At 63.1% G+C, this 26,299-nt stretch carries 24 protein-coding genes and 1 pseudogene; 21 read left to right on the forward strand and 4 right to left on the reverse strand.

Features of this window, described 5'->3' with window-relative positions; translation table 11 throughout:
- The 7 genes and pseudogenes from ACF8O8_RS16195 to ACF8O8_RS16225 all read left to right on the forward strand — a co-directional run.
- A partial coding sequence (locus tag ACF8O8_RS16195; RefSeq protein ID WP_392509989.1) for an RHS repeat domain-containing protein occupies nt 1-867 on the forward strand: 867 nt, incomplete at its 5' end.
- Nucleotides 861-1,337: a hypothetical protein gene (locus tag ACF8O8_RS16200; protein ID WP_049586064.1), complete on the forward strand. Its 477-nt coding sequence runs from the start codon at nt 861-863 to the stop codon at nt 1,335-1,337. The genes ACF8O8_RS16195 and ACF8O8_RS16200, both read left to right, overlap by 7 nt.
- Before the next feature lie 197 nt (nt 1,338-1,534).
- A pseudogene (locus ACF8O8_RS16205) lies at nt 1,535-2,443 on the forward strand (type IV secretion protein Rhs); the annotation flags it as partial.
- Nucleotides 2,444-2,614: 171 nt separating this feature from the next.
- Nucleotides 2,615-3,790, forward strand: coding sequence for a M20 aminoacylase family protein (locus ACF8O8_RS16210; RefSeq protein ID WP_392509990.1), 1,176 nt, complete (start codon nt 2,615-2,617; stop codon nt 3,788-3,790).
- A gap of 83 nt (nt 3,791-3,873) precedes the next feature.
- Nucleotides 3,874-5,184 carry a citrate-proton symporter gene (locus tag ACF8O8_RS16215; protein ID WP_173880463.1) on the forward strand — a complete coding sequence of 437 codons (1,311 nt, stop codon included), beginning with the start codon at nt 3,874-3,876 and terminating at the stop codon, nt 5,182-5,184.
- Complete coding sequence (locus tag ACF8O8_RS16220; protein ID WP_350297828.1) at nt 5,181-6,638, forward strand: amidase; 1,458 nt, start codon at nt 5,181-5,183, stop codon at nt 6,636-6,638. The genes ACF8O8_RS16215 and ACF8O8_RS16220 overlap by 4 nt, the downstream gene beginning before the upstream one ends.
- A gap of 64 nt (nt 6,639-6,702) precedes the next feature.
- Nucleotides 6,703-7,476 carry a helix-turn-helix domain-containing protein gene (locus ACF8O8_RS16225; RefSeq protein ID WP_350297829.1) on the forward strand — a complete coding sequence of 258 codons (774 nt, stop codon included), beginning with the start codon at nt 6,703-6,705 and terminating at the stop codon, nt 7,474-7,476.
- A gap of 77 nt (nt 7,477-7,553) precedes the next feature.
- Here ACF8O8_RS16225 and ACF8O8_RS16230 read toward each other — a convergent pair whose 3' ends face one another.
- Entirely contained in the window at nt 7,554-8,426 is an 873-nt protein-coding gene (locus ACF8O8_RS16230) for a helix-turn-helix domain-containing protein (RefSeq protein ID WP_392509991.1), read from the reverse strand.
- Nucleotides 8,427-8,602: 176 nt separating this feature from the next.
- Here ACF8O8_RS16230 and ACF8O8_RS16235 point away from each other — a divergent pair, with 176 nt between their 5' ends.
- The 4 genes from ACF8O8_RS16235 to ACF8O8_RS16250 are packed head-to-tail and all read left to right on the forward strand — an operon-like array spanning nt 8,603 to nt 12,898.
- A complete protein-coding gene (locus ACF8O8_RS16235) occupies nt 8,603-9,430 on the forward strand; it encodes an SDR family NAD(P)-dependent oxidoreductase (RefSeq protein WP_004374198.1) in 828 nt (275 codons plus the stop codon).
- A complete protein-coding gene (locus ACF8O8_RS16240) occupies nt 9,427-11,142 on the forward strand; it encodes an FAD-dependent oxidoreductase (RefSeq protein ID WP_350297830.1) in 1,716 nt (571 codons plus the stop codon). Before ACF8O8_RS16235 ends, ACF8O8_RS16240 begins: the two co-directional genes overlap by 4 nt.
- A complete protein-coding gene (locus tag ACF8O8_RS16245) occupies nt 11,142-11,468 on the forward strand; it encodes an NIPSNAP family protein (RefSeq protein ID WP_004374204.1) in 327 nt (108 codons plus the stop codon). The genes ACF8O8_RS16240 and ACF8O8_RS16245 overlap by 1 nt, the downstream gene beginning before the upstream one ends.
- A 44-nt stretch (nt 11,469-11,512) precedes the next feature.
- Nucleotides 11,513-12,898: an MFS transporter gene (locus ACF8O8_RS16250; protein WP_392509992.1), complete on the forward strand. Its 1,386-nt coding sequence runs from the start codon at nt 11,513-11,515 to the stop codon at nt 12,896-12,898.
- Here ACF8O8_RS16250 and ACF8O8_RS16255 read toward each other — a convergent pair.
- Nucleotides 12,895-13,578 (reverse strand): HAD family hydrolase, encoded by a 684-nt coding sequence (locus ACF8O8_RS16255; RefSeq protein WP_392509993.1) that lies wholly within the window; start codon nt 13,576-13,578, stop codon nt 12,895-12,897. The genes ACF8O8_RS16250 and ACF8O8_RS16255 overlap by 4 nt on opposite strands.
- Nucleotides 13,579-13,669: 91 nt before the next feature.
- Between ACF8O8_RS16255 and lexA the strand changes: the two genes are divergently transcribed.
- From lexA to ACF8O8_RS16275, 4 genes are read left to right on the forward strand one after another with little or no spacing between them, the layout of a single operon-like run.
- Nucleotides 13,670-14,287 (forward strand): transcriptional repressor LexA, encoded by a 618-nt coding sequence (lexA, locus tag ACF8O8_RS16260; RefSeq protein WP_012052394.1) that lies wholly within the window; start codon nt 13,670-13,672, stop codon nt 14,285-14,287.
- A complete protein-coding gene (gene imuA, locus ACF8O8_RS16265) occupies nt 14,287-14,907 on the forward strand; it encodes a translesion DNA synthesis-associated protein ImuA (RefSeq protein WP_004374214.1) in 621 nt (206 codons plus the stop codon). Before lexA ends, imuA begins: the two co-directional genes overlap by 1 nt.
- A gap of 6 nt (nt 14,908-14,913) precedes the next feature.
- Complete coding sequence (locus tag ACF8O8_RS16270; RefSeq protein WP_010954010.1) at nt 14,914-16,332, forward strand: DNA polymerase Y family protein; 1,419 nt, start codon at nt 14,914-14,916, stop codon at nt 16,330-16,332.
- Complete coding sequence (locus ACF8O8_RS16275) at nt 16,329-19,409, forward strand: error-prone DNA polymerase (protein WP_392509994.1); 3,081 nt, start codon at nt 16,329-16,331, stop codon at nt 19,407-19,409. The genes ACF8O8_RS16270 and ACF8O8_RS16275 overlap by 4 nt, the downstream gene beginning before the upstream one ends.
- Before the next feature lie 182 nt (nt 19,410-19,591).
- On the opposite strand, the gene ACF8O8_RS16280 is transcribed toward ACF8O8_RS16275, so the two are convergent.
- A complete protein-coding gene (locus ACF8O8_RS16280) occupies nt 19,592-20,413 on the reverse strand; it encodes an aldo/keto reductase (protein WP_049587817.1) in 822 nt (273 codons plus the stop codon).
- Complete coding sequence (locus ACF8O8_RS16285) at nt 20,401-21,306, reverse strand: LysR family transcriptional regulator (RefSeq protein WP_010954013.1); 906 nt, start codon at nt 21,304-21,306, stop codon at nt 20,401-20,403. The genes ACF8O8_RS16280 and ACF8O8_RS16285 overlap by 13 nt, the downstream gene beginning before the upstream one ends.
- Before the next feature lie 140 nt (nt 21,307-21,446).
- Here ACF8O8_RS16285 and ACF8O8_RS16290 point away from each other — a divergent pair, with 140 nt between their 5' ends.
- The 6 genes from ACF8O8_RS16290 (at nt 21,447) to ACF8O8_RS16315 (ending at nt 26,279) form a co-directional block, all read left to right on the forward strand.
- Nucleotides 21,447-22,145 carry a CoA transferase subunit A gene (locus ACF8O8_RS16290; RefSeq protein ID WP_004374230.1) on the forward strand — a complete coding sequence of 233 codons (699 nt, stop codon included), beginning with the start codon at nt 21,447-21,449 and terminating at the stop codon, nt 22,143-22,145.
- A 35-nt stretch (nt 22,146-22,180) separates the two neighbouring features.
- Entirely contained in the window at nt 22,181-22,837 is a 657-nt protein-coding gene (locus ACF8O8_RS16295; protein ID WP_010954014.1) for a CoA transferase subunit B, read from the forward strand.
- Between the two features lie 154 nt (nt 22,838-22,991).
- A complete protein-coding gene (locus ACF8O8_RS16300; protein WP_004576289.1) occupies nt 22,992-24,410 on the forward strand; it encodes a short-chain fatty acid transporter in 1,419 nt (472 codons plus the stop codon).
- A gap of 76 nt (nt 24,411-24,486) precedes the next feature.
- The gene (locus ACF8O8_RS16305) at nt 24,487-25,029 is read left to right on the forward strand and encodes a helix-turn-helix domain-containing protein (protein WP_010954015.1); all 543 of its coding nucleotides are present in this window, start codon (nt 24,487-24,489) and stop codon (nt 25,027-25,029) included.
- A 251-nt stretch (nt 25,030-25,280) separates the two neighbouring features.
- Nucleotides 25,281-25,457, forward strand: coding sequence for an EPS-associated small membrane protein EppA (gene eppA / locus ACF8O8_RS16310; protein ID WP_004374238.1), 177 nt, complete (start codon nt 25,281-25,283; stop codon nt 25,455-25,457).
- A gap of 264 nt (nt 25,458-25,721) precedes the next feature.
- Nucleotides 25,722-26,279 carry a polysaccharide biosynthesis/export family protein gene (locus ACF8O8_RS16315; RefSeq protein ID WP_010954016.1) on the forward strand — a complete coding sequence of 186 codons (558 nt, stop codon included), beginning with the start codon at nt 25,722-25,724 and terminating at the stop codon, nt 26,277-26,279.
- Nucleotides 26,280-26,299: the final 20 nt, after the last annotated feature.

Consider the following 26,299-nt stretch of genomic DNA (forward strand, 5'->3'; position numbering starts at 1 on the left):
GGCAAGCTGGATAGCCAAGGCGAGTACCGGTACGACAGCTTGGGGAGGCGAATAGCCAAGCAGGCTGAAATCAATGGCGAGGTCGAGCAGAAGCGCTTCCTCTGGCAGGGGCTGAGGATGCTGCGGGAGGAAACGCCAGGGCAGAGCATCTTGTACCTGTACGAGCCGGGTAGCTATGCGCCGTTAGCGCGGGTCGATCAAGTTGAAGGGGAAGAGCAGAAGGTCTATTACTTCCATACGGATCAGATTGGGACGCCGCTTGAGCTGACGGATAGCGAGGGTGAGATTGTTTGGCAGGCGACGTATCGCTCTTGGGGCACGATAGAAACTTTGTCGATCAAAGAGGTCGATCAGAATCTGCGCTTCCAAGGTCAGTACTTTGATGCTGAAACAGGGCTGCACTATAATACCTTCCGATATTATTATTCTGAAGTGGGACGTTATGTCACTCAGGACCCTATTGGTTTAGATGGCGGGCTAAATCTTTATCGCTATGGTCAGAATCCGGCAGGGTGGATCGACCCGTGGGGATGGGAGTGTTGGAGTACTGCTCGAAAAAACTATTGGAAAGCTGAGGCCAAAGCACCTACTCGTGCCTACTCACCCACAAACCTTGTGCGTATGGCTGAGGGGAAAGCGCCCAAAATGACAGTTGAGGTGATTTCGCGCAAGACCGATAAAATATCAATTAGAGAGTATGCATTAGAACTTCATCATAATGATATTCCTCAGCGAGTGGGTGGGGCGGGTGTACATGATTCGTCAAATTTGCTCGCGCTTACTCCATGGGAGCATGAGGCTGTCGACCAGTTTAGGCATGTAGGGTCTGACTTGATTAGAGTAATTAAAGGAGTTGATGTATGGTAATCAATGGCGGTTCATTGGCGGAGAATCTAGTTGGGTCGTCTGCTTATAGGGAGTTACTTGCGGAGCTAGTCGACGCTACAGGTATTGAGGTTGAGTCGGAATATGCAGAAGTATTCGCTCGCCTCGACTCTGCTAAGATTGTAAAGGCAAAGGTTGATATTGATGACTTGATGTCCATATTGACAAACAAAATGGATCTTATAAAGCAGTATTCTATTTGTAAGTTCCAAGCGCTTTCAGATGAGGAGGATGAGGAAGAGTATCCCGTTGGCGCAGAGCCTTCTGGCGATGAAAGAAGTAAAACTCTTTCGGTTGGGAAATATTCACAAGGTTTTTTGTTGACCAATCTTATTGAATTTGCATTGGCGATGTCTGGTCGTGAATGCCTGCTGGAATATATTAAATTGTGTAGAATCCCAAATGCAAAAAAATATACTGATCAAATAATCAAGTTGACAGGTCTTGGGTAGCGCTGACTGTCGCTATGGTTGGTTTTGTTTGAATTTGCTAATTGTATTTTGCAGGTGTCCGTAGTTCTTTAATAACATGTTAGGTAGTATTTCGGGGCGAAAGCCCCGATGACCCTATAAATCGTCAATTCAGAAATTGCGTCTTTCATAGGAAGGGCGCCACTTCTTTGGCAGCACTACCACAGGTCTGCACCGAAGGTGGCCACTACCGCTGGGAAACCCTCAGCGGCAAACCGCGCGTGGTCGAGCACTGGACCAGCGACGGCGAGCACTACCACTTCCGCTGATAGCCGCACCAGCCGGGCCACCGACGTACTTGGCCGCGAGCTGGAAGTGCAGTACAACGCCGACCACCGCGTGGTCGCCAGCCGCGATTATGGCGGGGAGCGTTACGCCATCGAGCTGGACGAACACGGCAATATGGTTGGCCTGACCTTGCCGGACGGTAACCGCCTGCAATTCAAGTACGACGAATTCTCCCGCTTGCTCGAAGAGACCGACCCGCTGGGCCGCAAGACCACCTACGAATATCACCACCTGACCACGCTGGTGAACCAGGTCAGCTACCCGGATGGCAGCACTTGGCGAGCGCGCTACGACGACAAGGGCAACCTGCTCTCCGAATTCGATGCCCTCGGCCAGATGACCGAGTACCTGAACAGCGATGACGGCCTGCCGCACACGATCATCGATGCGACCTACAAGTCCAAGTACCTGTGGTGGAACACCCTGGCCCAGGTCGAGCGCTACCAGGACTGTTCGGGCAAGAGTACGTACTACCGCTATGACGAACGCCAGCACCTGGTGGCGGTGACCGATGCGCTGAACCAGACCACCACGCTGGCGCGCAAGCCCGACGGCGAAGTGCTGCGCATCAGCCACCCGGACGGCACCACGGAAAGCTTCACCTACAACGTCTACGGTCAGGTGCTCAGCCACACCGACGGCAAGGGCCAGACCACCCGCCTGATGCGCACGGCCCGCGGCCTGCCGAGCAGCCGCCAGGATGCCAAGGGCCAGCGGGTTCGCTACGAGTACGACAAGGCCGCCTGACCGCACTATTCAACGAAAACAACGCCACGTACAGCTTTACCTACGACTCCAGCTCCACACCCATTCCGCTTCTCCCCCCGACTGGTTCCGCTGGGCGGAACCACATTCGTTTGTGATCCCGCGTCACTCGCGCTTATCTGTGAGCCAAGCACGACCTGCCTCACCTGTCGTGACCTGAAGGCGAACAACAAGAACGGGAAACCACCCGCGCGAGGAGACTCCACATGTCCCGACATCAGCATATCCAGGCCTGGCTCGCCGACGTGGCCAGCGACCTGCACGCGATCCGTCACGATATCCACGCTCACCCGGAACTGGGCTTTGAAGAAAGCCGCACCTCGGCATTGGTCGCCCGACTGCTGGAGGAATGGGGCTATGAAGTGCACACCGGTATCGGCAAGACCGGCGTGGTCGGCGTGCTGCGCAATGGCAGCAGCCCCCGCCGGCTGGGCTTGCGCGCCGACATGGACGCGCTGCCCGTCCACGAAGCATCGGGTGCGGCATACAGCAGCCAGCACCCAGGCTGCATGCACGCCTGTGGTCATGACGGGCACACCACCATGCTGCTTGGCGCCGCACGCTACCTGGCGGCCACCCGGCAGTTCGACGGCACGCTGACACTGATCTTCCAGCCGGCCGAGGAGGGCCAGGGCGGGGCCGAGGCGATGCTGGCCGACGGCCTGCTGGAGCGCTTCCCATGTGATGCGCTATTTGGCATGCACAACATGCCAGGGCTGCCGGCCGGACACCTGGGGTTTCGTGAAGGGCCGATGATGGCTTCGCAAGACCTGCTGACGGTGACCCTGGACGGGGTGGGTGGCCATGGCTCGATGCCGCACCTGACCGTCGACCCGCTGGTGGCGGCCGCCAGTGTGGTGATGGCGCTGCAAACCGTGGTGGCGCGCAATATCGATGCGCAGGAGGCGGCAGTGGTTACCGTCGGCGCGTTGCAGGCCGGCGAAGCGGCCAACGTGATTCCGCAACAGGCGCTGTTGCGCCTTAGCCTGCGCGCGCTGAACGCCGAGGTGCGGGCGCAGGCCCTTGAGCGGGTGCGGGCAATCATCGTCAGTCAGGCCGAGAGCTTTGGCTGCCGCGCCAGCATCGAGCACCGCCCGGCCTACCCGGTGCTGGTCAACCATGCCGCTGAAAACGCCTTTGCTACCCAGGTAGGGGTCGAGTTGCTGGGCGCCCAGGCGGTGGATGGCAACACCCGCAAGCTGATGGGCAGCGAAGACTTCGCCTGGATGCTGCAGCGCTGCCCGGGGGCCTACCTGTTCATCGGCAATGGTGTATCGCGGCCGATGGTGCACAACCCGGCCTACGACTTCAACGACGACATCCTGCTGACCGGCGCCGCCTATTGGGGCGCGCTGGCAGAGCGCTGGCTTGCACCTGCCTGATTGTCCCTTTTTGACCACTGCCGCTGGAACCCGGGCGCGACTGCGCCTGGGCGATCACCCAATCATTGTGTGGAGTGTTCCCTATGCAGACTTCGAGCACCGGCGTGTCGCGTACCCGGCAAGTGGTGGCCGCCGTTATTGGCAACGCCCTGGAATGGTATGACTTTATCGTGTATGGCTTTCTGGCCAGCATCATCGCCCGGCAGTTCTTCCCGTCCGACGACGCGTACGCCTCGCTGCTGATGGCCCTTGCCACCTTCGGCGTCGGGTTTTTCATGCGCCCGGTGGGCGGCGTGCTGCTGGGCATGTATTCCGACCGCAAGGGCCGCAAGGCAGCCATGCAGATGATCATCCGCCTGATGACCGTGTCCATCGCCATGATCGCCTTCGCGCCCGACTACCTGGCCATCGGCATGGCTGCGCCGCTGCTGATCGTGGTGGCGCGCATGCTGCAGGGCTTTGCCACCGGTGGTGAATACGCCAGCGCCACGGCATTTCTGGTGGAAAGCGCGCCTGCCCACCGCAAGGGCCTGTATGGTTCGTGGCAATTGGTAGGGCAGTGCCTGGCGGTGTTTTCCGGGGCGGCAATGGTGGCGTTGGTTACCCACCTGTGCTCGCCTGAGGCGCTGGACAGCTGGGGCTGGCGCATCCCGTTCGTGCTGGGCCTGCTGATCGGGCCGGTCGGGCTGTGGATTCGCAAGCATATGGAGGAGCCTGAGGCGTTTGTCGAGGCGCGTCGCCATGCCAAGGGCCAGTCGCCCGGCCTGTGGCAGGTGCTGCGTGAACACCGGCGCAGCCTGCTGGTGTCGATGGGGTTGGCCTGCGGCGCGACGGTTTCGTTCTACGTGGTGCTGGTGAACATGCCGACCTTCGCCCACAAAAGCCTAGGCCTGCCGCTGGACCAGGTGCTGCTGGTGCAGATGCTCGCCGTGGGGCTGATGACCCTCGTGATTCCGTTGTCCGGGGCGCTGTCTGACCGGCTGGGGCGGCGCCCGGTGCTGATGGCCTTCACCCTGGCGTTCTTCGTGATGGTCTACCCACTGTATGTGTGGGTGGCCGCTGCGCCTTCACTGGAGCGCCTGTTGGTCATGCAACTGCTGTTGTGCACGGCCATCGGTGGTTTCTTCGGCCCGGCACCTACTGCCCTGGCCGAACAGTTCCCGGTCCAGGTGCGTTCCACCGGCGTGTCGGTGGCCTACAACGTGGCGGTGATGGTGTTCGGTGGCTTTGCCCCGTTGATCGTGACCTGGCTCACCCAGGTGCTCGGCACCCCAGTGGCGCCGGCGTTCTACGTGCTGTTTGCCTGCGTGCTGACATTGCTGGGCACCTATTGCCTGAAAGAAGCACCGCGGGCAGTCAAGCCTGCCGCCTTCAACCTTGGAGTAAAACCGTGAAGCCGCTAGCCATCGACCCCATTGTTGCCCTTGATGCCGAGGCACTGTCCCAGGCCATCCATGCCCGCCAGTTGTCATGCCGGGAGGTGATGCAGGCCTACCTGGGGCATGTCGAGCGCTTCAATCGGCAGGTCAATGCACTGGTCTCGCTGCGCCCGGCCGAAGTGCTGCTGGCCGAGGCCGAGACGCGTGACCGCGAACTGGCCTGTGGCCATTCGCGCGGCTGGATGCATGGCATGCCGCAGGCAATCAAGGACCTCGCCGCCACGGCCGGGCTGCGTACCACGCTCGGCTCGCCGCTGTTTGCCGAGCAGGTACCCGAACAGGATGCGATCAGCGTGGCGCGGGTGCGGGCGAGCGGGGCATTGATCATGGGCAAGAGCAATGTGCCTGAGTTTGGCCTGGGCTCGCAAAGCTACAACCCCTTGTTTGGCACCACCACCAACGCCTACGACCCGTCGCGGGTGGCGGGTGGCAGCAGCGGTGGGGCTGCAGCGGCGCTGGCCATGCGCTTGCTGCCGGTGGCCGACGGCAGCGACATGATGGGCTCGCTGCGCAACCCGGCGGCGTTCAATAACCTGTTCGGCCTGCGCCCATCGCAGGGCCGCGTGCCGCATGGGCCGGCGCCCGAGCTGTTCGTGCAGCAGTTGGCCACAGAAGGGCCGATGGGCCGCAGTGTGGTCGACGTGGCGCGGCTGCTGTCGATACAGGCGGGTGTTGATGCCCGGGCGCCGCTGTCGCTGAGCGAAGGCCGGCGCGATTTTGCCGTTGGCTTGCCGCGCGATTTTCGCGGTGTACGGGTGGGCTGGCTGGGCGACTACAACGGCTATCTGCCGATGGATGACGGGGTAATGAGCCTGTGCGAGTCGGCGCTGGCCGACTTTGCCGAGCTGGGCTGCCAGGTCGAGGCCTGCCAGCCGGCATTCGACCTGGCGCGCTTGTGGCAATGCTGGCTGACCCACCGCCACTTCCTGGTGCATGGCAACCTCGGCGCAGCCTATGCCGACCCTGGCAAGCGTGCATTGCTCAAGCCCGAAGCACAGTGGGAGGTGGAAGGTGGCTTGCAGCTGAGTGCGGCGGCGCTGTACCAGGCTTCGTTGGACCGCAGCGACTGGTACCGCGCCATGGGCAAGCTGTTCGAGCGTTACGACTTTCTGCTGTTGCCCTCGGCCCAGGTGTTCCCTTTCGATGCACGCCAGCCATGGCCGACGGTGGTTGGGGGGCGGGCAATGGACACCTACCACCGCTGGATGGAAGTGGTGATCGGGCCGACCCTGGCCGGTTTGCCGAGCATCAGCGTGCCGGTGGGGTTCAATGCCGCCGGGTTGCCCATGGGCCTGCAAATCATAGGCCCGGCGCAGGCCGACCATGCCGTGCTGCAGCTGGCGTATGCCCATGAACAGCTCACCCGCTGGGTGGTGCGCTGCCCGCCACAACGCCTGCTTGCGCCATGAAAGCATGGGCAGGCGCGGATCTTGCTGGCTATCCTGACCATCCCGCTACAAGGAGGTCATACCCATGGGCATCACGGCAGACAGCGGCGGCGTGCGTTCGGTGGAGCGGGCGCTGGCCATTGTCGACCTGCTGGGCGAACACCAGGCGTTGGGCCTGGAAGAACTGCACTACCTGACGGCGCTGCCCAAGGCCACGGTGTCGCGCATGATCGCCACCTTGCAGGCGCAAGGCTGGGTGTACCGCGGCCTTGCCGACCGGCGCTACCGGCTGTGCGCGCGACGCCTGTTCGGTGACCGCCAGTTGCGTTTCAAGCGGCGCCTGGTGGAAAGCGCAGCGCCCATGCTGCTGGAGCTGAGTGAGCGCACCGGGCTGGTCGCTGACCTGTCGTGTTTCGACGGCCAGCGGCTGGAGGTGATGGAAAGCGCCATTCCCCAGGTGCTGCGCAAGCGCTATCCGCTCACCAGTCAGATCGTTGGGCAGCATGCCAGCCTGTTTCATTCGGCAATGGGGCGGGCGTGCCTGGGGGAGCTGGCGGTGGACGAAGTGCAGCGCCTGGCGGCCCATGAGCGGCTGGGTGACGACGGGTTGTTGCGCGATATCGAAGAACAAGCGCACAAGGGCTTTGGTCAGCGCACCGAAGGCTACTGGGAATACCCGGTGCGCCTGCCGTTCCTGATTCGCGCCATTGCCTTGCCGGTATATGCCGAAGGGCGCCTGGCCGGCAGCATTGCCTTGCAATGGCCGCTGGATCAGGCGCCGGTGGAGCGGGTGTCGAGCCTGCACCTGAGCAGTTTGGCGACCACGGTGGGGGAAGTGCAGCGGGCCTTGGCTGTTTGATGTTTCCTGCACGGGTTTCTTCGCGGGTAAGCCACAGACGCGTGCATTGCCAGTACCGCCCACAGAACCTGCGGGCGTTATTGGCCCTCCCGAAATCCGCTAGGGCTCACCCCCGCCTGCTTGCGAAAGAACCGGCTGAAATACCCCACATCGGCAAACCCCAGCTCATGGGCGATCTCTTTCACGCTCAGGCTCGAATGCCCGAGCATGCGCTTGGCCTCCAGCACCAATCGGGCATTGATCACATTCATCGGCGTCATGCCCAGGTGTTCCTGGCACAACCGCCCCAACGTCACCAGGGTCATGCCCAACTCGGCGGCGTATTCCGCCAGTGGCCAGTGCGCGCGGTAGTGCATGTCTACCAGCTCGCGATAAGCAGTCAGCTGCTGGCTGCGTCTTGATACTGGGCGCTGCTCACCTGCGGGCATGTACGGCTCATGGCGCAGGACATGGATCATCAGTGCCAGCAATAGCGCCATGCTGCTGGCCACATGCTCGCGGGCGCGATTGTGGTATTCCTCGCGCAGGGCCCGAAACAGGGGCAACAACGGGTCTTCATCGGCGGCCCAGTGGGGCAGGGCAATCACCTGTGGTTTGCGCAGTTGCACCAGCACGCTGGGTGCCAGCACCTGGGCGATGCTATCCAGCGGGTGCTGCGCAGCCGTGATTACCTGGCCTTCTACCTGGCTGGCCCAATGAAAACCATGCACCACCTGCGCCGGGACGTACACCACGCAGGGCGCATGAACCTGAAACCGGTCACTGTCGAACAGCACCTCGCCGCCACCGCTTTGCAGGTACAACAGCTGCAGCAAGCCTTCGTGACGGTGTGCGGCAATCTCCCAGTTGTGCGCGCCAGAGCGCTGGGATATCTGCTCCACATGCAAGGCTTCGTGCCACACCGGCTGCGCGGTTTCACCGTACAGGGCGTAATTGGGGATCTTGTTCATGGTGTTGTAATTGTTCTGTTCAGTACCCGCTACTGTGCCATAGCTGCCCGCAGGCTTCAGGGCGCAGTGGGCAAATTGACGGGAATGTGGGGCTGGTTGCAGGTTTTGTCCATTCTGCCGGTGGGCCTGCCGGCCATAGCCTGTTACCCAGAACAAGCAACGCTCTGGAGAACAGCATGCACAACAACAAGATCCTTTCTCAGTGGCTAGGCCTGGAGTCGGCCGTATGCGTGGTGACCGGCGCGGCCGGCGGCATTGGCGCAGCGTTGGCCGCAGCCTTGGTGGAGCAGCAGGCCCACGTGGTGCTGCTTGACCGCGACCTGGACAAATGCCGCGAACTGGCGGCCACCCTGGGGGAACACAGTGCAGGCGAAGTCAGTGCCCTGGCCTGCGACATTGCCGACCCGGCCAGCGTGGAGCAGGCTGCGGCCCAGGTACAGGCGCTGCATGGGCGCTGCGATGTACTGGTCAACAATGCCAGCGTGCTGCGCCCCGGCGCGCTGGACACGCTAAGCCTGGAACAATGGAATCAGGTGCTGGCGGTCAACCTCAGTGGCTACCTTTTGTGTGCCCAGGCCTTTGGCCGTTCCATGCTGGACTGCGGCCAGGGCCGTATCGTGCATGTGGCCTCGATTGCAGCACATTACCCGCAACCCAACAGTGGCGCCTACAGCGCGGCGAAGGCAGGCGTCAGCATGTTGTCGCGGCAGATCGCCGTGGAATGGGGGCCACGCGGTGTGCGCAGCAACGCCGTATGCCCGGGTTTGATCCGCACGCCATTGTCGGCGGCGTTCTATGCCGACCCACAGGTGGAGCGCCGGCGTAGCGCCATGACCGCCAACCAGCGCATCGGTGAGCCGCAAGACATCGCCGAAGCCGTGCTGTTTCTGGCCAGCCGCCGCGCCGACTATATCAACGGCGCCGAGCTGACCGTGGATGGCGGACTGGAAAGCATGCCCATGGCATTGATCCCGCGCCCTGGCTTCGAGGGGGCAGGCCAATGAATACGCGTAGCTGCGATGTACTGGTCATCGGTGCGGGTGCTGGCGGCCTGGCGACAGCCATCACGGCGAAAAAGCTTGGCCTGGATGTGATCGTCATCGAAAAGGAGGCGTGCTTCGGCGGCACCACGGCGTTTTCCGGCGGCGTGCTGTGGGTGCCGGGCACCCGGCACGGGAGCAATGACAGCCAAGCAGCGGCCATGACCTACCTGCGCAACGAAACCGGTGCCTGCTTCGATGCGGCCGGGGTGGAGGCATTCTTGCGCTACGCGCCGCAGATGGTTGAGTTTTTCGAGCGCGAGACGGCAGTCAAGTTCGTGCCCACGTTGTACCCCGATTATCACCCGCAGGTGGAAGGCGGCGTCGATGTGGGCCGCTCGATACTGGCCGCACCTTACGACATCCGTGGTCTGGGGCCCGACATGGCGCGGTTGCGCCCGCCGCTGAAGACCATCACCTTCATCGGCATGATGTTCAACTCGTCGAATGCCGACCTCAAACACTTCTTCAATGTCACCCGTTCGTTGACCTCGTTCGCCTACGTGGCCAAACGCCTGCTGACCCATTTGAAGGAGCTGGCCTTGTACCGACGCGGCACCCAGGTCACCAGTGGCAATGCCCTGGCAGCACGGCTGGTACGCTCGGCACTGGACCTGGGCATTCCGATTCTCACAGGCACCCCGGCGCGGCAGTTGCTGCGCGAAGGGGCGCGGGTAGTGGGGGCGGTGACCGGGCAGGCCGGCAGCGAGCAGCGCATCGAGGCCCGGCGTGGGGTGGTGCTGGCCTGTGGCGGTTTCTCCCATGACCTGCAACGGCTGCGCCAGGCCTACCCGCATGTACGGCGTGGCGGCGAGCATTTTTCACCGGTGCCAGCGGGCAACACCGGCGATGGCGCGCGCATGGCCGAGGCGCTGGGAGCAAAGGTCGATATCTGCCTGCAGGCACCTGCAGCCTGGATGCCGGTATCGAAGGTGCCGGTGGGTGGTGGGCGGCATATTGCCTTTCCGCATTTGCTCGACCGCTACAAGCCGGGTGTGATCGGCGTGCTGCGTTCGGGGCAGCGATTCACCAATGAGTCGAATGCCTACCACGACGTAGGCGCAGCGCTGATCGAGGCGTGTTCCGACCAGGCAGAAACCGCCATGTGGCTGGTGTGCGACCGCCGCACCCTGGCCAAATACGGGCTGGGCTTTGCCAAGCCTGCGCCGATGCCGCTGGGGCCATTGCTGCGCAACGGCTACCTGCTCAAAGGCCAGACCCTGGCGGAGTTGGCCGGCAAGGCCGGTATCGATGCGCAAGGGCTGGAGCAGACTGTGCGCGAGTACAACCTTGGCGCTGTCCACGGCGAAGACCGTCAGTTCGGCCGCGGCAGCACCAGCTTCAATCGCTACCTGGCCGACCCGCAGCAACAACCCAACCCGTGCGTAGCGCCGGTTGGCGAGGGACCGTACTTTGCCGTGAAAGTGATCATGGGCGATCTGGGCACTTTCGACGGGCTGCGCACCCGTGTGACCGGTGAAGTGTTGGCGGCCGACGGGCAAGTCATCGACGGCCTGTATGCGGTGGGTAACGACCGCGCCAGCATCATGGGCGGCAACTACCCCGGGGCGGGCATCACCCTGGGGCCGATCATGACCTTTGCCTACATCACCGGGCGCCACCTGGCGGGTGTCGAGCAGGGGCTGGCGGCGGGCAACGCACGGGAGGTGGCGTGATGGACAAGCCTGTGGTCGACCACCGCATCTACACCATTCGCCCGCGCGGCATGGCGGCCTTTCTCGAGGCGTTCGACCAGCTGGCGATGCCGATCCTGCTGCGCCACCTCGGTGCACCCCTGGCGTTTTACACCAGCAGCATCGGGCCGTTGAACCAGGTGGTGCACTTGTGGGGCTATGACAGCCTCGATGACTTCGAGAAGCGCAGCGCAGCGCGGGATGCCGACCCGGACTTTGCCGCGTACCTGCATGCTACCCGCGACCTGGTGGTGGCTCAGGAGACACGCATCATAAGGCCTGTGCGCTTACCCAGCCTTTTCCACTAGGGCTGCGACAAACACCGTCATAAAAACAACAACAGGTGATACCTATGAACAACACGCTCGACGTGCGCCAACTGATCGACCAGCAACCCATCGGCCGCTACCAGAAATGGGTGGTGTTCCTTGGCTTTCTCATCATCGCCCTGGACGGCCTGGACGTCGCCATCATCGGCTTCATTGCCCCGCAATTGAAAAGCGACTGGGGCCTGGATGCGCAAAGTCTGGGCCCGGTATTGAGCGCCGCGTTGATCGGCCTGGCACTTGGCGCCCTGATTGCCGGCCCCTTGGCGGACCGTTACGGGCGCAAGGCGGTGTTGCTGTGCAGCGTCCTGCTGTTCGGCCTCTGGACACTGGCCTCGGCCTTTTCACCCAACCTGGAAGCCCTGGTCGCGTTGCGCTTTCTGACCGGCCTGGGCCTGGGCGCAGCCATGCCCAATGCCAGCACCCTGGTCAGCGAGTATGCCCCGGCACGCAGCCGCTCGCTGCTCATTACCCTGGCATTCTGCGGCTTCTCCCTGGGCGCGGCGGCAGGTGGTTTCGTCAGCGCCTGGATGATTCCGAACCTGGGCTGGCGCAGTGTCCTGGCATTGGGTGGGGTGTTGCCGCTAATGGTTCTGCCGTTGCTGTATTGGCGCCTGCCGGAATCGGTGACGTTCCTGGTCAGCAAAGGGGCGGACCGCAAGCGCATTCTGGCCATTGTCCGTCGCCTGGCACATGAGCATGTCAACGCCGACACGACCTTTGTCTTGCCCGGTAAAGCCCAGGCTGCAGGCGGTGCAATCGGCACTATCCTCTCTGCGCGGTATCGCTTTGGTACCTGCATGCTCTGGGGCGGGTACGTGCTGGCGCTGTTCCTGGTCTATCTGTTCAGCGGCTGGTTGCCGACGCTGGTGAAGGAGGGGGGCGGGTTCTCGGTGGCCGAAGCGGCCATCGTCACGGCCTGTTTCCAGATTGGCGGCCCGTTGGGCGCAATTTCGGTGGGTTGGGCCATGGATCGTTACCCGGCGCAGCGCGTGCTGGTACTGACCTTCCTGTTCAGTGGTGCGGTGATTTTTGCAATTGGTCAGGTCGCTGCGGACTTAGCCTGGTTGTGCGCGGTTGCGAGCGCTGTGGGCTTTGGCCTTAATGGGGCAAGTGTTGGCATGAATGCACTGGCGGCGGCTTTTTACCCGACTGAAGCACGGGCGACCGGCGCCAGCTGGATGAGCGGCATCGGGCGCCTGGGTGCGATTCTCAGTGCCTTTGCCGGGGCACAGATGCTGGCGCTGGGCTGGAGTTTTGCCCAGGTGTTCGCTTCGTTGTTGCTACCCGCAGGGTTGGCGGCTTTGGCGGTATGGCTGCAGGGGCGAAATGCGGCGTCACGGCTTAGCGTTCAAGGCTGTACATCCGGCACCCCGGCTGCAGCGCCAGCAGGTTCGGCTCCCACTCCCTAGCCTTCGGGAACACACTCCCTATCTGAAGCCATACGCTCGATCAACGCCCACAACGCTGCATCATTGAAATCGTCGACAACCAGCCTGGCGCCCGCCGCCAGCAACCGCTCCGGGGTCTGCGTCGTGGCCACGCCCACGGTAAAGATCCCCGCGCCACTGGCCGCGGCCGTCCCCGGCAATGAGTCCTCGAAGGCCAGCGCTTGCCCGGCCTCGACACCCAGCCGCTGCAGGCCGGTGAGGTAGGGCAGCGGGTCCGGTTTGGGCCGTGCCAGCTCTTCGGCCACCAGCACATGTTCAAAGTGCTGGCCCAGGCCCATGGCGTTCAGCATGTGCTCGGCGTTCAGCCGCGGTGCGTTGGTCACCACGCACATGCCGATGCCATGAGCCTGGGCATGCTCCAGCAGGCGCAACAGGCCTGGCATTGGCTCAAGCGACGGCGACATCGCACGAAACAGCGCTTCCTTGCGGTCGGCCAACGCCTGGCACTGTTCGACACTGGCGCCGCTGAACAGCTCGGCGAACAGCTCGCCGTTGGCGCGGCCGCTGACCTGGGCGTCGAACTGCGCCTGGCTCAGCTCACGGCCGTCGTGTTCGCGCAGCAGTTGGCGAAAGGCCTGCAGGTGCAGGGTGTCAGTGTCGGTGAGGGTACCGTCAAGGTCGAACAGCAGGGCGGTCAGCATGGGATATCCAGATGAAAAAACACAAGCCAGGGGATCATAACCAAAGCTGACGACGAAGGGGGCTGTTCAGCGTGCTCCGAAAAGAGTACAAATGTGCTCCATGGACACTCTTACCCCCAAACGCCGCGCCATTTTCGAATTTATCCGTGAGCGCATTGCCGAGCATGGTCAGCCGCCGAGCCTGGCCGATATCGCCACGCGCTTCGGTTTTGCCTCGCGCAGCGTTGCGCGCAAGCACATCACCGCCCTGTGCCAGGCCGGTTACATCGATGTCACGCCAAACCAGGCCCGGGGCATACGCCTGGCCGAACCGCTGCGCCGGCCGGAAATCCTCGAAATACCCGTGCTGGGCCAGGTGGCGGCGGGTGCCCCCATCGGCCCGGACCTGGACATCCACGAGCAGTTGCTGCTCGACCCCAGCCTGTTCCGCCGTACCCCCGACTACCTGCTGAAGGTGCGGGGCGACTCGATGATCGACGACGGCATCTTTGACGGTGACCTGGTCGGCATCCTGCAACAGGCTGACGCCCGCGACGGGCAAATCGTGGTTGCGCGCCTGGACGGCGAAGTGACCATCAAGCGCCTGCAACGCCAAGGCGGCACTTACCGGCTGTTGCCACGCAACCCGGCCTATGCGCCGATCGATGTGCAGCCCGAACAGGACTTTTTCATCGAAGGCGTGTTCTGCGGCTTGCTGAGGCGCGACTGATGGGCGCCGTGGTCGACCTCGACAGGCTGCTGGAACAGCGCCGGGTATGGCGCGGCCGGCAGGCCCAGGCGCGGCCACTCGGGCTGCAGCCCACCGGCCATGCGGCCCTCGACGAACGTTTGCCGGAAGGTGGCTGGCCGGCGGCAGCACTGAGCGAGCTGTTGCTGGCCAACCCCGGCTGTGGCGAATTGCAGTTGCTGTGGCCAACCCTGGCCCGGCTGAGTGCAGAAGCCAGCAGAGTGGTGCTGGTGGCTCCACCCTTCATCCCTTTTGCACCGGCCTGGCAGGCAGCGGGGGTGGACCTGCGCTGGCTGGTACAGGTGGATGCCGAGCCTGCCGATGCCCTGTGGGCTGCCGAACAGTGCCTGCGCTCGGGCAGTTGCGCGGCGGTGCTGTGCTGGCCGGAACGCGCCGATGACCGCGCCCTGCGGCGCTTGCAGGTAGCGGCCGAAACCGGGCAGGCACTGGCGTTCGCCTGCAGGCCGCAGCAGGCGTCGCACAACCCTTCACCCGCAGCGCTGCGCATTGCAGTCGACACGCGCCCGGCGCAATGGCGCGTGCTGAAAAGCCGGGGTGGCATGCCGCCAGCGCTGCCAATACCCTGCCCGGGGCGGGGCTGATGCACCATGCTCTGGGCCTGCATCTTGCTCCCGCAGCTTGCGTTGGACACCGTCCTGCGTGAGCGTGACGACCCTGACACGCCTTTGGTGCTGATTGGCGGGCCGACCCAGCGTCGCGTGTTGCAGGCAGTCAACCCGGCGGCCGCTGCACTGGGCCTGCGGGCCGGGCAAACCCTGACCGCAGCGCGTGCCTTGGCCGATGGCTTCACCTGTGTCGAAGCCGACCCCAAACGCATCGATCAGGTGCAACAGCTGCTGGCGGCCTGGGCATACCGCTTCAGTGCCCAGGTCAGCCTGCATTACCCACGGGCGCTGCTGCTGGAAGTGGGCTCCAGCCTGCAACTGTTCGGGCCCTGGCCTTTGTTCGAGGCGCGTCTGCGTCAGGAGTTGGCAGAACTGGGCCTGCGTCAACGCATTGTCCTGGCCAGCAACCCGGTGGCTGCTCGCATGCTCGCCAATGGCCACGATGGCCTGGCCGTGGGCGATGTCGACGCCACCCGAGCGGCGCTGCTTGGCATGCCCATCACGCGCGTCGGCCTGCCGGCAGAGGCGGCCGAAGCGTTTGCCCGCATGGGCTTGCACCAGCTGGGCCAGGTATTGGCCTTGCCGCGCGATACCTTGGCCAGGCGCTTTGCGGCCCAGGTGCAGCTGCACCTCGACCAGTTGCTCGGCCTGCGCAACCTGGGGCTGGATTTCTACCAGCCACCGGACCGTTTCGAAACCCGGCTGGAACTCAATTTCGACGTCGAGTCGCACCAGGCGCTGTTGTTCCCGCTGCGGCGCATGCTCAACGACCTTGCTGCATTTCTGGCCGGGCGAGACTGTGGCGTGCAGCGCTTCTGCCTGCATCTGGAGCACGCCGAGGGGCCGGATACTCTGCTCAAGGTGGGTTTGCTGGCGGCCGAACGCGATGCTGCGATGCTGTTCGAGCTGGCCCGTGGGCGCCTTGAGCCGCTGCGCATACCCGCACCGGTGCGCAACCTGCGGCTGGTTGCCGAGGACTTGCCACCCTTCGTGCCACAGCATCAGGCGTTGTTCGACCCGCGGGCGCAACAGGCGCAACCCTGGGCGCAATTGCGTGAGCGGTTGCGCGCCCGCCTGGGGGATGAGGCCGTCAAGGGGCTTGGCGCAGCCGCCGATCACCGCCCCGAATGCGCCTGGCATTTGGCGGAGCAGGGTGCCCAAGGCAACATGCCGGTTGCACCGGGCAGCCGCCCGGGGTGGCTGTTGTCGGCACCGATCGCGCTGGATGACGCCGCCTACCAGGTGCAGGGCTATGCCGAACGCATCGAATCAGGTTGGTGGGATGGCGGCGATGTGCGTCGCGACTACTACCGCATCGAAACCCGTGACGGCCTGCGCGGCTGGGCCTACCGCGACCTGAGCCAGGCCGGCCCGCTTTGGCTGCAGGGTTGGTTCGCATGAACACCCCGGGTTATGCCGAGCTGCATTGCCTTTCCAACTTCAGCTTCCAGCGCGGTGCGTCGAGCGCCGACGAGCTGTTCCGGCGTGCGCGCGAGCAGGGCTACCAGGCCTTGGCAATCACTGACGAATGCACGCTGGCCGGTATCGTGCGCGCCTGGCAGGCAGCCAAGGTGCACCAGTTGCGGCTGATCGTCGGCAGCGAGGTGCAATTGTGCGACGGGCCCAAGCTGGTGCTGCTGGTCGAAAACCTGACGGGTTACCAGAACCTGTGCGCGCTGATCACCCGTGCCCGGCGGCGGGCAGAGAAGGGGGCGTACCAGCTGTTTCGTGATGACTTGCTGCTGCACCACCAAGGCCTGCTGGCCTTGTGGGTGGCCGCTGACAGTGGCGATACTGCTACCGGCGCGTGGCTGCGCAGTGTGTTCGCTGAGCGCCTGTGGCTGGCCGTGCACCTGCATCGGGGCAGTGACGATGCCGTGCGCCTGCAACGGTTGCGGGCACTGGCGGCTGATGTGGGTATCCGCGCTGTGGCCTGTGGCGACGTGCACATGCACGTGCGTGGTCGCCGTGCCTTGCAGGACTGCATGACTGCCATCCGCCAGCATTGCCAGGTGAGCGAGGCCGGGCGCTTTCTGTTTGCCAATGGCGAACGGCACCTGCGCAGCCAGGCGCAACTGGCCGAGCTGTATCCGCTCGACCTGCTGGCCGAGACCCTGGTCATTGCCCGGCGCTGCCAGTTTGACCTGAGCGAACTGAACTACCAGTACCCACGCGAACTGGTGCCCGAGGGGCATACCCCGGCAAGCTGGCTGCGCGAATTGTGCGAGCAAGGCATGCCGCTGCGCTGGCCAGACGGGCCCAGTGGCAAGGTGCGTGATGTGCTTGCCAAGGAACTGGGGCTGATCGAAGAGCTGGGCTACGAAAGCTACTTCCTGACAGTGCACGACATTGTCGCCTTCGCCCGCAGCCAGCGCATTCTATGCCAGGGCCGGGGGTCGGCAGCCAACTCGGTGGTGTGCTTCGTGCTAGGCATCACCGAGCTTGACCCCATGAAACACCACCTGCTGTTCGAGCGCTTCCTGTCGCGCGAGCGCAACGAGCCGCCGGACATCGACGTGGACTTCGAGCACGACCGGCGCGAGGAGGTGATCCAGTATGTGTTCCGTCGCTATGGCCGGCACCGGGCGGCGCTCACTGCGGTAGTCAACACCTACCATGCCGCCGGTGCGGTGCGGGATGTGGCGCGGGCGCTGGGGCTACCTGCCGATCAGGTGGATGCCCTGGCCAAATGTTGTGGTCGCTGGAGCGATCGCATACCCGATGACCAGCGCCTGGCCGAGGCCGGTTTCGAAGCGGGCAGCCCTTCGCTGCGGCGGGTGCTGGTGCTGGCCGGCGAACTGATCGGCTTCCCCCGGCACCTGTCACAGCACCCGGGCGGTTTTGTCATCTCCCAGCAACCGCTGGACCAGCTGGTGCCGGTGGAGAATGCCGCGATGCCGGAGCGCACGGTGATCCAGTGGGACAAGGATGACCTGGACATGGTCGGCCTGCTCAAGGTCGACGTGCTGGCGTTGGGCATGCTCAGCGCCTTGCGTCGCTGCTTCGACCTGCTGCAGCACCACCGTGGCCGGCACCTGACCCTGGCGACCATCCCCAGCGAAGATCCGGCCACCTACGCCATGATCAGCCGCGCCGAGACCATGGGTGTGTTCCAGATCGAGTCGCGCGCGCAGATGGCCATGTTGCCGCGGCTGCGGCCCCAAAAGTTCTACGACCTGGTCATCGAGGTAGCCATTGTCCGTCCCGGGCCGATTCAGGGCGACATGGTCCACCCTTACCTGCGCCGGCGCCTGAAGCAGGAGCCGGTCACGTATCCGTCGCCGCAACTGAAGGAAGTGTTCGAACGTACCTTGGGCGTGCCGCTGTTCCAGGAGCAGGTGATGGAGCTGGCGATGGTCGCGGCCGACTATACCCCGGGCGAGGCCGACCAGTTGCGTCGCAGCATGGCAGCCTGGAAGCGCCACGGCGGCCTGGAACCGCACCGCGAACGGCTGGTGCAGGGCATGTTGCGCAATGGTTACACGCTGGCGTTTGCCGAGCGCATCTTCGAGCAGATCAAGGGGTTTGGCAGCTATGGCTTCCCTGAGTCGCATGCGGCCAGCTTTGCCTTGCTGTGCTATGCCAGCAGTTGGCTGAAGTGCCATGAGCCGGCGATTTTCACCTGTGCGTTGGTCAACAGTTGGCCGATGGGCTTCTACAGCCCTGATCAGCTGCTGCAAGAGGCTCGCCGCCAAGGTATCGAGGTACGGCCGGTGGATGTCTGCCACAGCGACTGGGACTGCACCCTGGAGCCTGATGCTGAGGGCACCCTTGCCATTCGCATGGGCCTGCGACTGGTGCGTGGCCTGGCCGAAGCCGATGCCAGGCGCGTGCAGCAGGCGAGGGCGCAGCGGCCGTGGCGCAACGTCGAAGACCTGTGCCTGCGCGCCGGCCTGGACGCACGGGCCCGTGCCCGCCTGGCTGATGGCGGTGCGCTGCGCGCCTTGGCCAGTGATCGGCATCAGGCGCGCTGGCAGGTGGCGGCGGTGCAGCCGCAGCTGCCGTTGTTCGCCGATGTGCAGGCCTTGCCTGAAGAACCGGTGCAATTGCCCGTGCCAACCGTGGGCGAGGACCTGATGGCCGATTATCAAACCCTCGGCACTACGCTTGGCCCACATCCGCTGGCGCTGTTGCGCGCTCGCCTGAGGGCGCTGGGGTGTCGCAGCTCCAGTGAATTGCAGGGTGTGGAGCATGGCGACAACATTGCCGTGGCCGGGCTGGTGGTGGGCCGGCAACGGCCTCAAACCGCCAGCGGTGTGACCTTCGTTACTCTGGAAGACGAACATGGCATGGTCAACGTGGTGGTGTGGCGTGCGCTGGCCGAACGGCAGCGACGGGCGCTGGTGGGTTCGCAGCTGCTCAAGGTCAGTGGGCGGTTGGAGCAGGAGAATGGGGTGCGGCACCTGATTGCGCGGCGGTTGGAGGATGTGAGTCCGCTGCTGCAAGGGCTGGATGTGCGCAGCCGGGATTTTCACTGAAACCCCAACGCTCGGTACTTGCACGGTTTCCCGTGCGGGCGAGCCCGCGAAGCAGCCACCGCGTTGCAAGGCACCGGCCTTGCCGGTGTTCGCGGGCATGCCCGCTCCCACAGGGATCGCGCCAGCTTTTAGAAATTGAGCAAGACAGCTGCTCCCAAAGGTCGCGTCCAGATTGCGCTCGCCTACACCATCGCCAACCGCTGCTTGCGCGTCGGTGCAGGGAACGCCCGGTCGATCGCCCGCAGGTCTTCACCGGTCAAGGTCAGCGCTCCCGCCGCCGCATTGAGCCGCACGTGCTCGGGCGCCACCGCCTTGGGGATGGCGATCACGCCGTCATCGCGGGTCACCCAGGCCAGGCAGACCTGGGCCGGTGTGGCGCCATGGCGCTCGGCGATTTCCGCCAGTACCGGGTGCTGCAACAAGCGCCCGGCCTGCGCCAGCGGGCAGTAGGCCATGGTTGGCAAGCCACGTTTTCCGCACCACGGTAGCAAGTCGAATTCGATGCCGCGTTGGGCCGGGTTGTACAACACCTGGTTGGTGGCACAATCAGGGTTGTGCAGTTCGCGCAGGTCGTCGACGTCGAAGTTGGACACGCCCCAACGCTTGATCTTGCCTTGCTCGCGCAAGCGCTCGAAGCCTTCGACGGTTTCCTCCAGCGGGTGCTGACCACGCCAGTGCAGCAGGTACAAGTCGATGCAATCGGTGCCCAGCCGAGTGAGGCTGCGCTCGCAGGCTGCCGCCATGCCGCGCAGGCTGGCATTGTGCGGGTAGACCTTGCTGACCAGAAATACCCGGTCGCGGCGCCCGGCAATGGCTTGGCCAACGACCTCTTCTGCCCCCCCTTCGGCATACATCTCGGCGGTGTCGATCAGGTTCAGGCCCAGCTCGATGCCCTGTTGCAGCGCCGCGACTTCGGCAGCCTTGCGACCTGGGTCTTCGCCCATGTACCAGGTGCCTTGGCCGATGGCTGCAACGCTCGTGCCTGCCAGATTTACGTAACGCATGTCACCTCCGGGATCCGGGTATTGGAAAGAAGCACTTCAAGCAGTGCTTGTGCTGCGGTGGAAAGCTTGTGCTCGCTGAGGGCAATCACGCCGATGCGCCGCTCGACTGTGGGCTCGACCAAGGTGACGCAGCGGGCACCCAGCTCCTGCATCTGGTTGATGCACAGGGCCGGCACGGCACTGACCCCCAGGCCGCTGGCCACCATGCGGCCGATGGTCGTCAGCTGGTGGCTTTCGAACGCGACTGCCAGCTTGCCGTGGCGGGCCGCCACATTCTGCTCCATCAGCAGGCGCACCGCCGAAGGGCGCTGCAGGGCCACGAAATCTTCGGCCATCAGCTGTGCCCAGCTGACCTGGGGCAGCAGTGCCAAGGGCGAGTCGGCGGCCACTACGGCAACGAAGCGGTCCATGTACAACGGGTGGAAGTCCAGCCCATCGATGTTATCCGGCTCGAAGCCGATGCCCAGTTCGACGCGGCGATGGCGTACCAGTTCCTGTACCTGTTCGTTGATCACGTCGTGCACCGTGACGTTGACCTTGGGGTAGCGCTGGCGAAACACCTTGAGCGAGTGGGGCAACAGGTTGCCGGCAAAAGCCGGCATGGCTGCCACCGACACACGGCCCAATTGCAGGGTGAAGCGCTGGCGCAGCATCTCTTCGGTGTCGTCCCAGTCGGCCAGCAGGCGGCGTGCCAGTGGCAGCAGCACTTCGCCTTCGGCAGTCAGGCTGACGCTGCGCGTGGTGCGGCTGAGCAGGGCGCCGCCGAGGTTTTCTTCCAGCGCCTTGATGGTCAGGCTCAGTGCGGGCTGTGAGACGTGCAGGTGTTCACCGGCCTGGGCGAAGCTCTGGTACTTGGCAACGGCGACAAAGGCGCGCAGTTGTTTGACGTTCATGTCGGGCCTATCGTTTGTTTTGTAAAAATTATCAATCGATGACGAAAACAAAATTAACAAATCAGTCGCTTGCGGTGAAGATGTCTGCACACGCTCACCGACAGCCTCGTCGGTTAAACAACTACAAAAGGCGGATCAGCATGGCCGGACTGGACAAGCGCGTTGCAACCTATGAGCAGGCCCTCGAAGGCCTGACCGACAACATGACGGTACTGGCCGGTGGTTTCGGCCTGTGCGGCATCCCGGAAAACCTTATCAGCGAAATCAAGCGGCGCGGCGTCAAGGGCCTGACCGTGGTCTCCAACAACTGCGGCGTTGACGGTTTTGGTCTGGGCGTGCTGCTGGAAGACCGGCAGATTCGCAAGATGATCGCCTCCTACGTGGGCGAAAACGCCGAGTTCGAACGCCAGTTGCTCAGTGGCGAGCTGGAAGTGGAACTGACCCCACAGGGCACCCTCGCCGAAAAAATGCGCGCAGGTGGTGCCGGCATTCCGGCGTTCTACACCGCCACCGGCTATGGCACCCCGGTTGCCGATGGCAAGGAAGTCCGCGAGTTCAAGGGCCGCAAGTACATCCTGGAAGAATCCATCACCGGTGACTTCGCCATCGTCAAGGGCTGGAAGGCCGACCACTACGGCAACGTGGTGTATCGCAACACTGCGCAAAACTTCAACCCGCTGGCGGCCACCGCCGGCAAGATCACCGTGGTCGAAGTGGAAGAAATCGTCGAGCCCGGCGTGCTGCTGCCAAGCGAAATCCACACCCCGGGCATCTATGTGGACCGTGTCATCGTCGGCACCTTCGAAAAGCGTATCGAAAAGCGCACCGTCAAGGCCTGAGCGCCATCCACCCGAACAATAAAGAGATCCTGACCATGGCACTGACCCGCGAACAGATGGCGCAACGCGTTGCCCGTGAACTGAAGGACGGCTACTACGTCAATCTGGGCATCGGCATCCCCACCTTGGTGGCCAACTATGTACCCGCCGACATGGATGTGATGCTGCAATCGGAAAACGGCTTGCTCGGCATGGGCGAATTCCCCACCGAAAGCACCCTCGATGCCGACATGATCAACGCCGGCAAGCAAACTGTCACCGCCCGCCGCGGCGCCTCGATTTTCGATTCGGCACAATCGTTCGCCATGATCCGTGGCGGCCACGTCGACCTGACCGTACTGGGTGCTTTCGAGGTGGACGTGCAGGGCAACATCGCCTCGTGGATGATTCCGGGCAAGCTGGTCAAGGGCATGGGCGGGGCCATGGACCTGGTGGCCGGTGCCGACAACATCATCGTCACCATGACCCACGCCTCCAAGGACGGCGAGTCCAAGTTGCTGCCAAAGTGCAGCCTGCCGCTGACCGGTGCGGGCTGCATCCGCAAGGTGCTGACCGACCTGGCCTACCTGGAAATCGAAGACGGCGCCTTCATTCTGCGCGAGACCGCGCCTGGGGTCAGCGTCGAGGAAATCATCGAGAAAACCGCCGGCAAACTGATCGTGCCGGATGATGTGAAGGAAATGACCTTCTAAGGCATGACGTGATCTCACCCTGTAGGCGCGGGTTTACCCGCGAATGCGTCGGTACATTGACCGCCGCATTCGCGGGTAAGCCTGTTCCTACAGGTTTTTTGCGTTGCCTGGCAATACCGCTTCATCCCATAAAACCAATAAAAGGAATTCAACCGTGGCCGCTGAAATTCAAGACAGCCGCTCCGCGCGCTTTGCCTTGCGCTGCTCCAACTGGGCTGAACGCTGGTTCCCCGACTCCTGGGTGTTCGCCGCGCTGGCGGTGCTGCTGGTGTGTATCGGCGCACTGGCCATGGGCGCCAAACCGACCGACACCGCCAAGGCGTTTGGCGACGGCTTCTGGAGCCTGATACCGTTCACCATGCAGATGGCATTCGTGGTCATCGGCGGTTATGTGGTGGCCAGCTCGCCGCCCGCCGCGAGGCTGATCGATCGTTTGGCGCGCATCCCCGGCAATGGGCGCTCGGCAGTGTGCTGGGTAGCACTGATCTCGATGCTGGCCTCCTTGCTCAACTGGGGGCTGTCGCTGGTGTTTGGAGGTTTGCTGGTGCGCGCCCTGGCAAGGCGCACCGACCTGAAGATGGATTACCGCGCAGCGGGTGCGGCCGCTTACCTGGGCCTGGGTGCGGTGTGGGCGTTGGGCCTGTCATCCTCGGCGGCGCAGCTGCAGGCCAACCCGGCCAGCCTGCCACCTTCAATCCTGTCGATAACCGGGGTGATCCCCTTTACCGAAACCATCTTTCTCTGGCAGTCCGGCGTGATGCTGGCGGCGCTGGTGGTGGTCTCGCTGGTGATCGCCTACGCCACCGCTCCGGGCCCGAACAGCGCCCGTAGCGCAGAAGACTGCGGTGTCGACCCCAGCTTCACAGCGCCACCCGCGCCGCAACGCACGCGCCCGGGAGAGTGGCTGGAACACAGCCCGATCCTTATCCTGCTGTTGGTGGCCTTGGCTGCTGGCTGGCTGTATCAGGAGTTTGCGACGAAACCTGCGATTACCGCCATCTCGGGGCTCAACACCTACAACCTGTTGTTCATCATGCTCGGTGCTTTGCTGCACTGGCGCCCACGCAGCTTCCTTGACGCGGTGGCGCGTGCGGTACCGACCACCACCGGTGTGCTGATCCAGTTCCCGCTGTATGGTTCGATCGCCGCCATCCTCACCCAGGTGAAGGGCGTCGATGAACAGACCCTGGCCCACCATATTTCACTGTTCTTCACCCAGATTGCCACCCATGACACGTATGCCGTGCTGATGGGCGTGTATTCGGCTGTGCTGGGCTTCTTCATCCCTTCGGGCGGCGGTAAGTGGATCATCGAGGCCCCTTACGTGATGCTGGTGGCCAACGACCTGCAGTACCACCTGGGGTGGGCCGTGCAGATCTACAACGCGGCCGAAGCCTTGCCGAACCTGATCAACCCGTTCTACATGCTGCCGTTGCTGGGCGTGCTGGGGCTCAAGGCGCGCGACCTGATCGGTTTCTCGTTCGTGCAATTGCTGGTGCATGTGCCGTTGGTGCTGGTGTTACTGTGGGCGCTGGGTACAACGCTGCAGTACGTGCCGCCAGTGATGCCTTGATTCAAGGCCCCTGGAGGCTTGGCGTCAGCTTTCAGACGCGTATCATGGCTGCCTCAGCCTGGGAAACTCGCGTCACATGTCTATCCGATTGAAACTGCTGCGTAAGAAACTGGGGATGACCCTGGAAATGCTGGCCGAAAAGACTGGCATGACCAAAAGCTACCTGTCCAAGGTCGAGCGCGGCCTCAACACGCCCTCGATCGCTGCGGCGCTGAAACTGGCGAGGGCGCTGAACGTCAATGTCGAAGAGCTCTTCGCCGAAGAGCAGGCCGGGCAGAGCCGCTACAGCCTGGTGCGCCGTACCGAGCGCCAGGCCCTGGTTGGCGATGGGCAAGGGCCGGGGTACGCGGCCCTCACCAGTCAGATTGGCCAGCGCAGCCTGCTGCCGTTTCTGATTCAGCCGCCGTCCGAGTTCAGCGACCCTACGTTCAAGGAACACCAGGGCGAAGAGTTCCTGTTTGTTCACACAGGCCAGGTGGAAGTGGATTTCATGAGTGAGCGGGTGTTGCTGGAGCAGGGCGACGCCCTGCATTTCAACGCCCAGACACCGCACCGGCTGCGCTCGGTAGGTGTGACGCCGGCGCAGTTACTGGTTGTTGTTCACCACGCAGACGAATGAAAGCGCAAGGGGGGCAACTATGCCCCCCACACGTTCTCAGGCGTGAAACGCCAGGTTCATCGCGACCGCCCTCCCTTGCATAATCTGCATGTCGTTTTTTTGACGAATGCGCCCATTGCCCATTGAATTTTATTATGGTGTCGGATCATTGACGTAGTGTCATTGTGCCCATAAGCTCAAATCAAATACGAAACAACCCCCGCAGCACCGCATTAATAACTCATTGATTTTCCTGTTTTTAGGAGGGGAGTATGCGCACGACTCTGATAATCAAATCGATGTTCTTGCTGGTGATGCTAAGTGGTGCTGCCCGCGCGGCAGATTCGTATATAAATCAGAACAGTATCATTCCTGTTTCAACTGCTGGCTGGTTCTTTGCCTTTGCTGTGGTCGGTTTTGTTGCCGTTGCCAACCGCAGAAAGATCTGAGCCGGCTGCCTTGTACCTGAAGTGACTGCTCCTTGCCGCGAAGCCACAGACGTGGCTTGTGAATTCTCCAACCGTTGCTATATTCCCAGTAGCCCGTAGGACCAACATTTACAAGGCGTTGCAGCCACGTCTGTAGCGTCAAGGCAAGGGCCTCCAGGAAGGTCGAGGCCATCGCGGCAGCAGTGCGCCGTGAAGCGGAGCGAGAGTTGGTGTGTTGTTCTCATTCAGTGCTCTTTGTCGGGCCATTTGGCCGGAGGGACCCTCATGGTGCGTTCAATGTTTGCCGCTTTCTGCATGCTGACGGTGTGGTCTGGTGCCGGTAACGCCGACCAGAGCAGTGCTGCCTACCTGCTCAGCCCCGGCGATGTGGTGATGGTTTCGGTATGGCAGGAAGAAAGCCTGCGTCAAGAAGCCACCGTACTTCCCGATGGCAGTATCACCTTCCCCCTGGCCGGGCGCATCGATGTCGCCGGGCTGGACGTAACGGCAGTCGAGAAGCAGGTCGCTGCCAAACTCGAAAAATACCTCCCCGACCCTAACGTAAGCGTTGTCGTCAAAAGCATTGCCGGCAACATGGTCTATGTCCAAGGCAAAGTGATCAAACCCGGGCCTGTGCAAATGGCAGGCCCCACGGCGGTGCTGCAGGCGCTGAGCATGTCGGGTGGCCTGGACAAGTTTGCAGATGAAAGCGAAATCAAGGTGGTCCGCGGCACCGGTGCTTCCCAAAAGATCCTGCCCGTGCGATATAAGGACCTGGTGTCTGGGCGGGACATGTCCACCAACATCCAACTTCAGGCTGGCGATACGCTGGTCGTTCCTTGATCTTGCCTTTAATAAGAACA

The sequence above is a fragment of the Pseudomonas sp. TYF_14 genome, assembly GCF_043105275.1.
Taxonomy (GTDB): domain Bacteria; phylum Pseudomonadota; class Gammaproteobacteria; order Pseudomonadales; family Pseudomonadaceae; genus Aquipseudomonas; species Aquipseudomonas alloputida.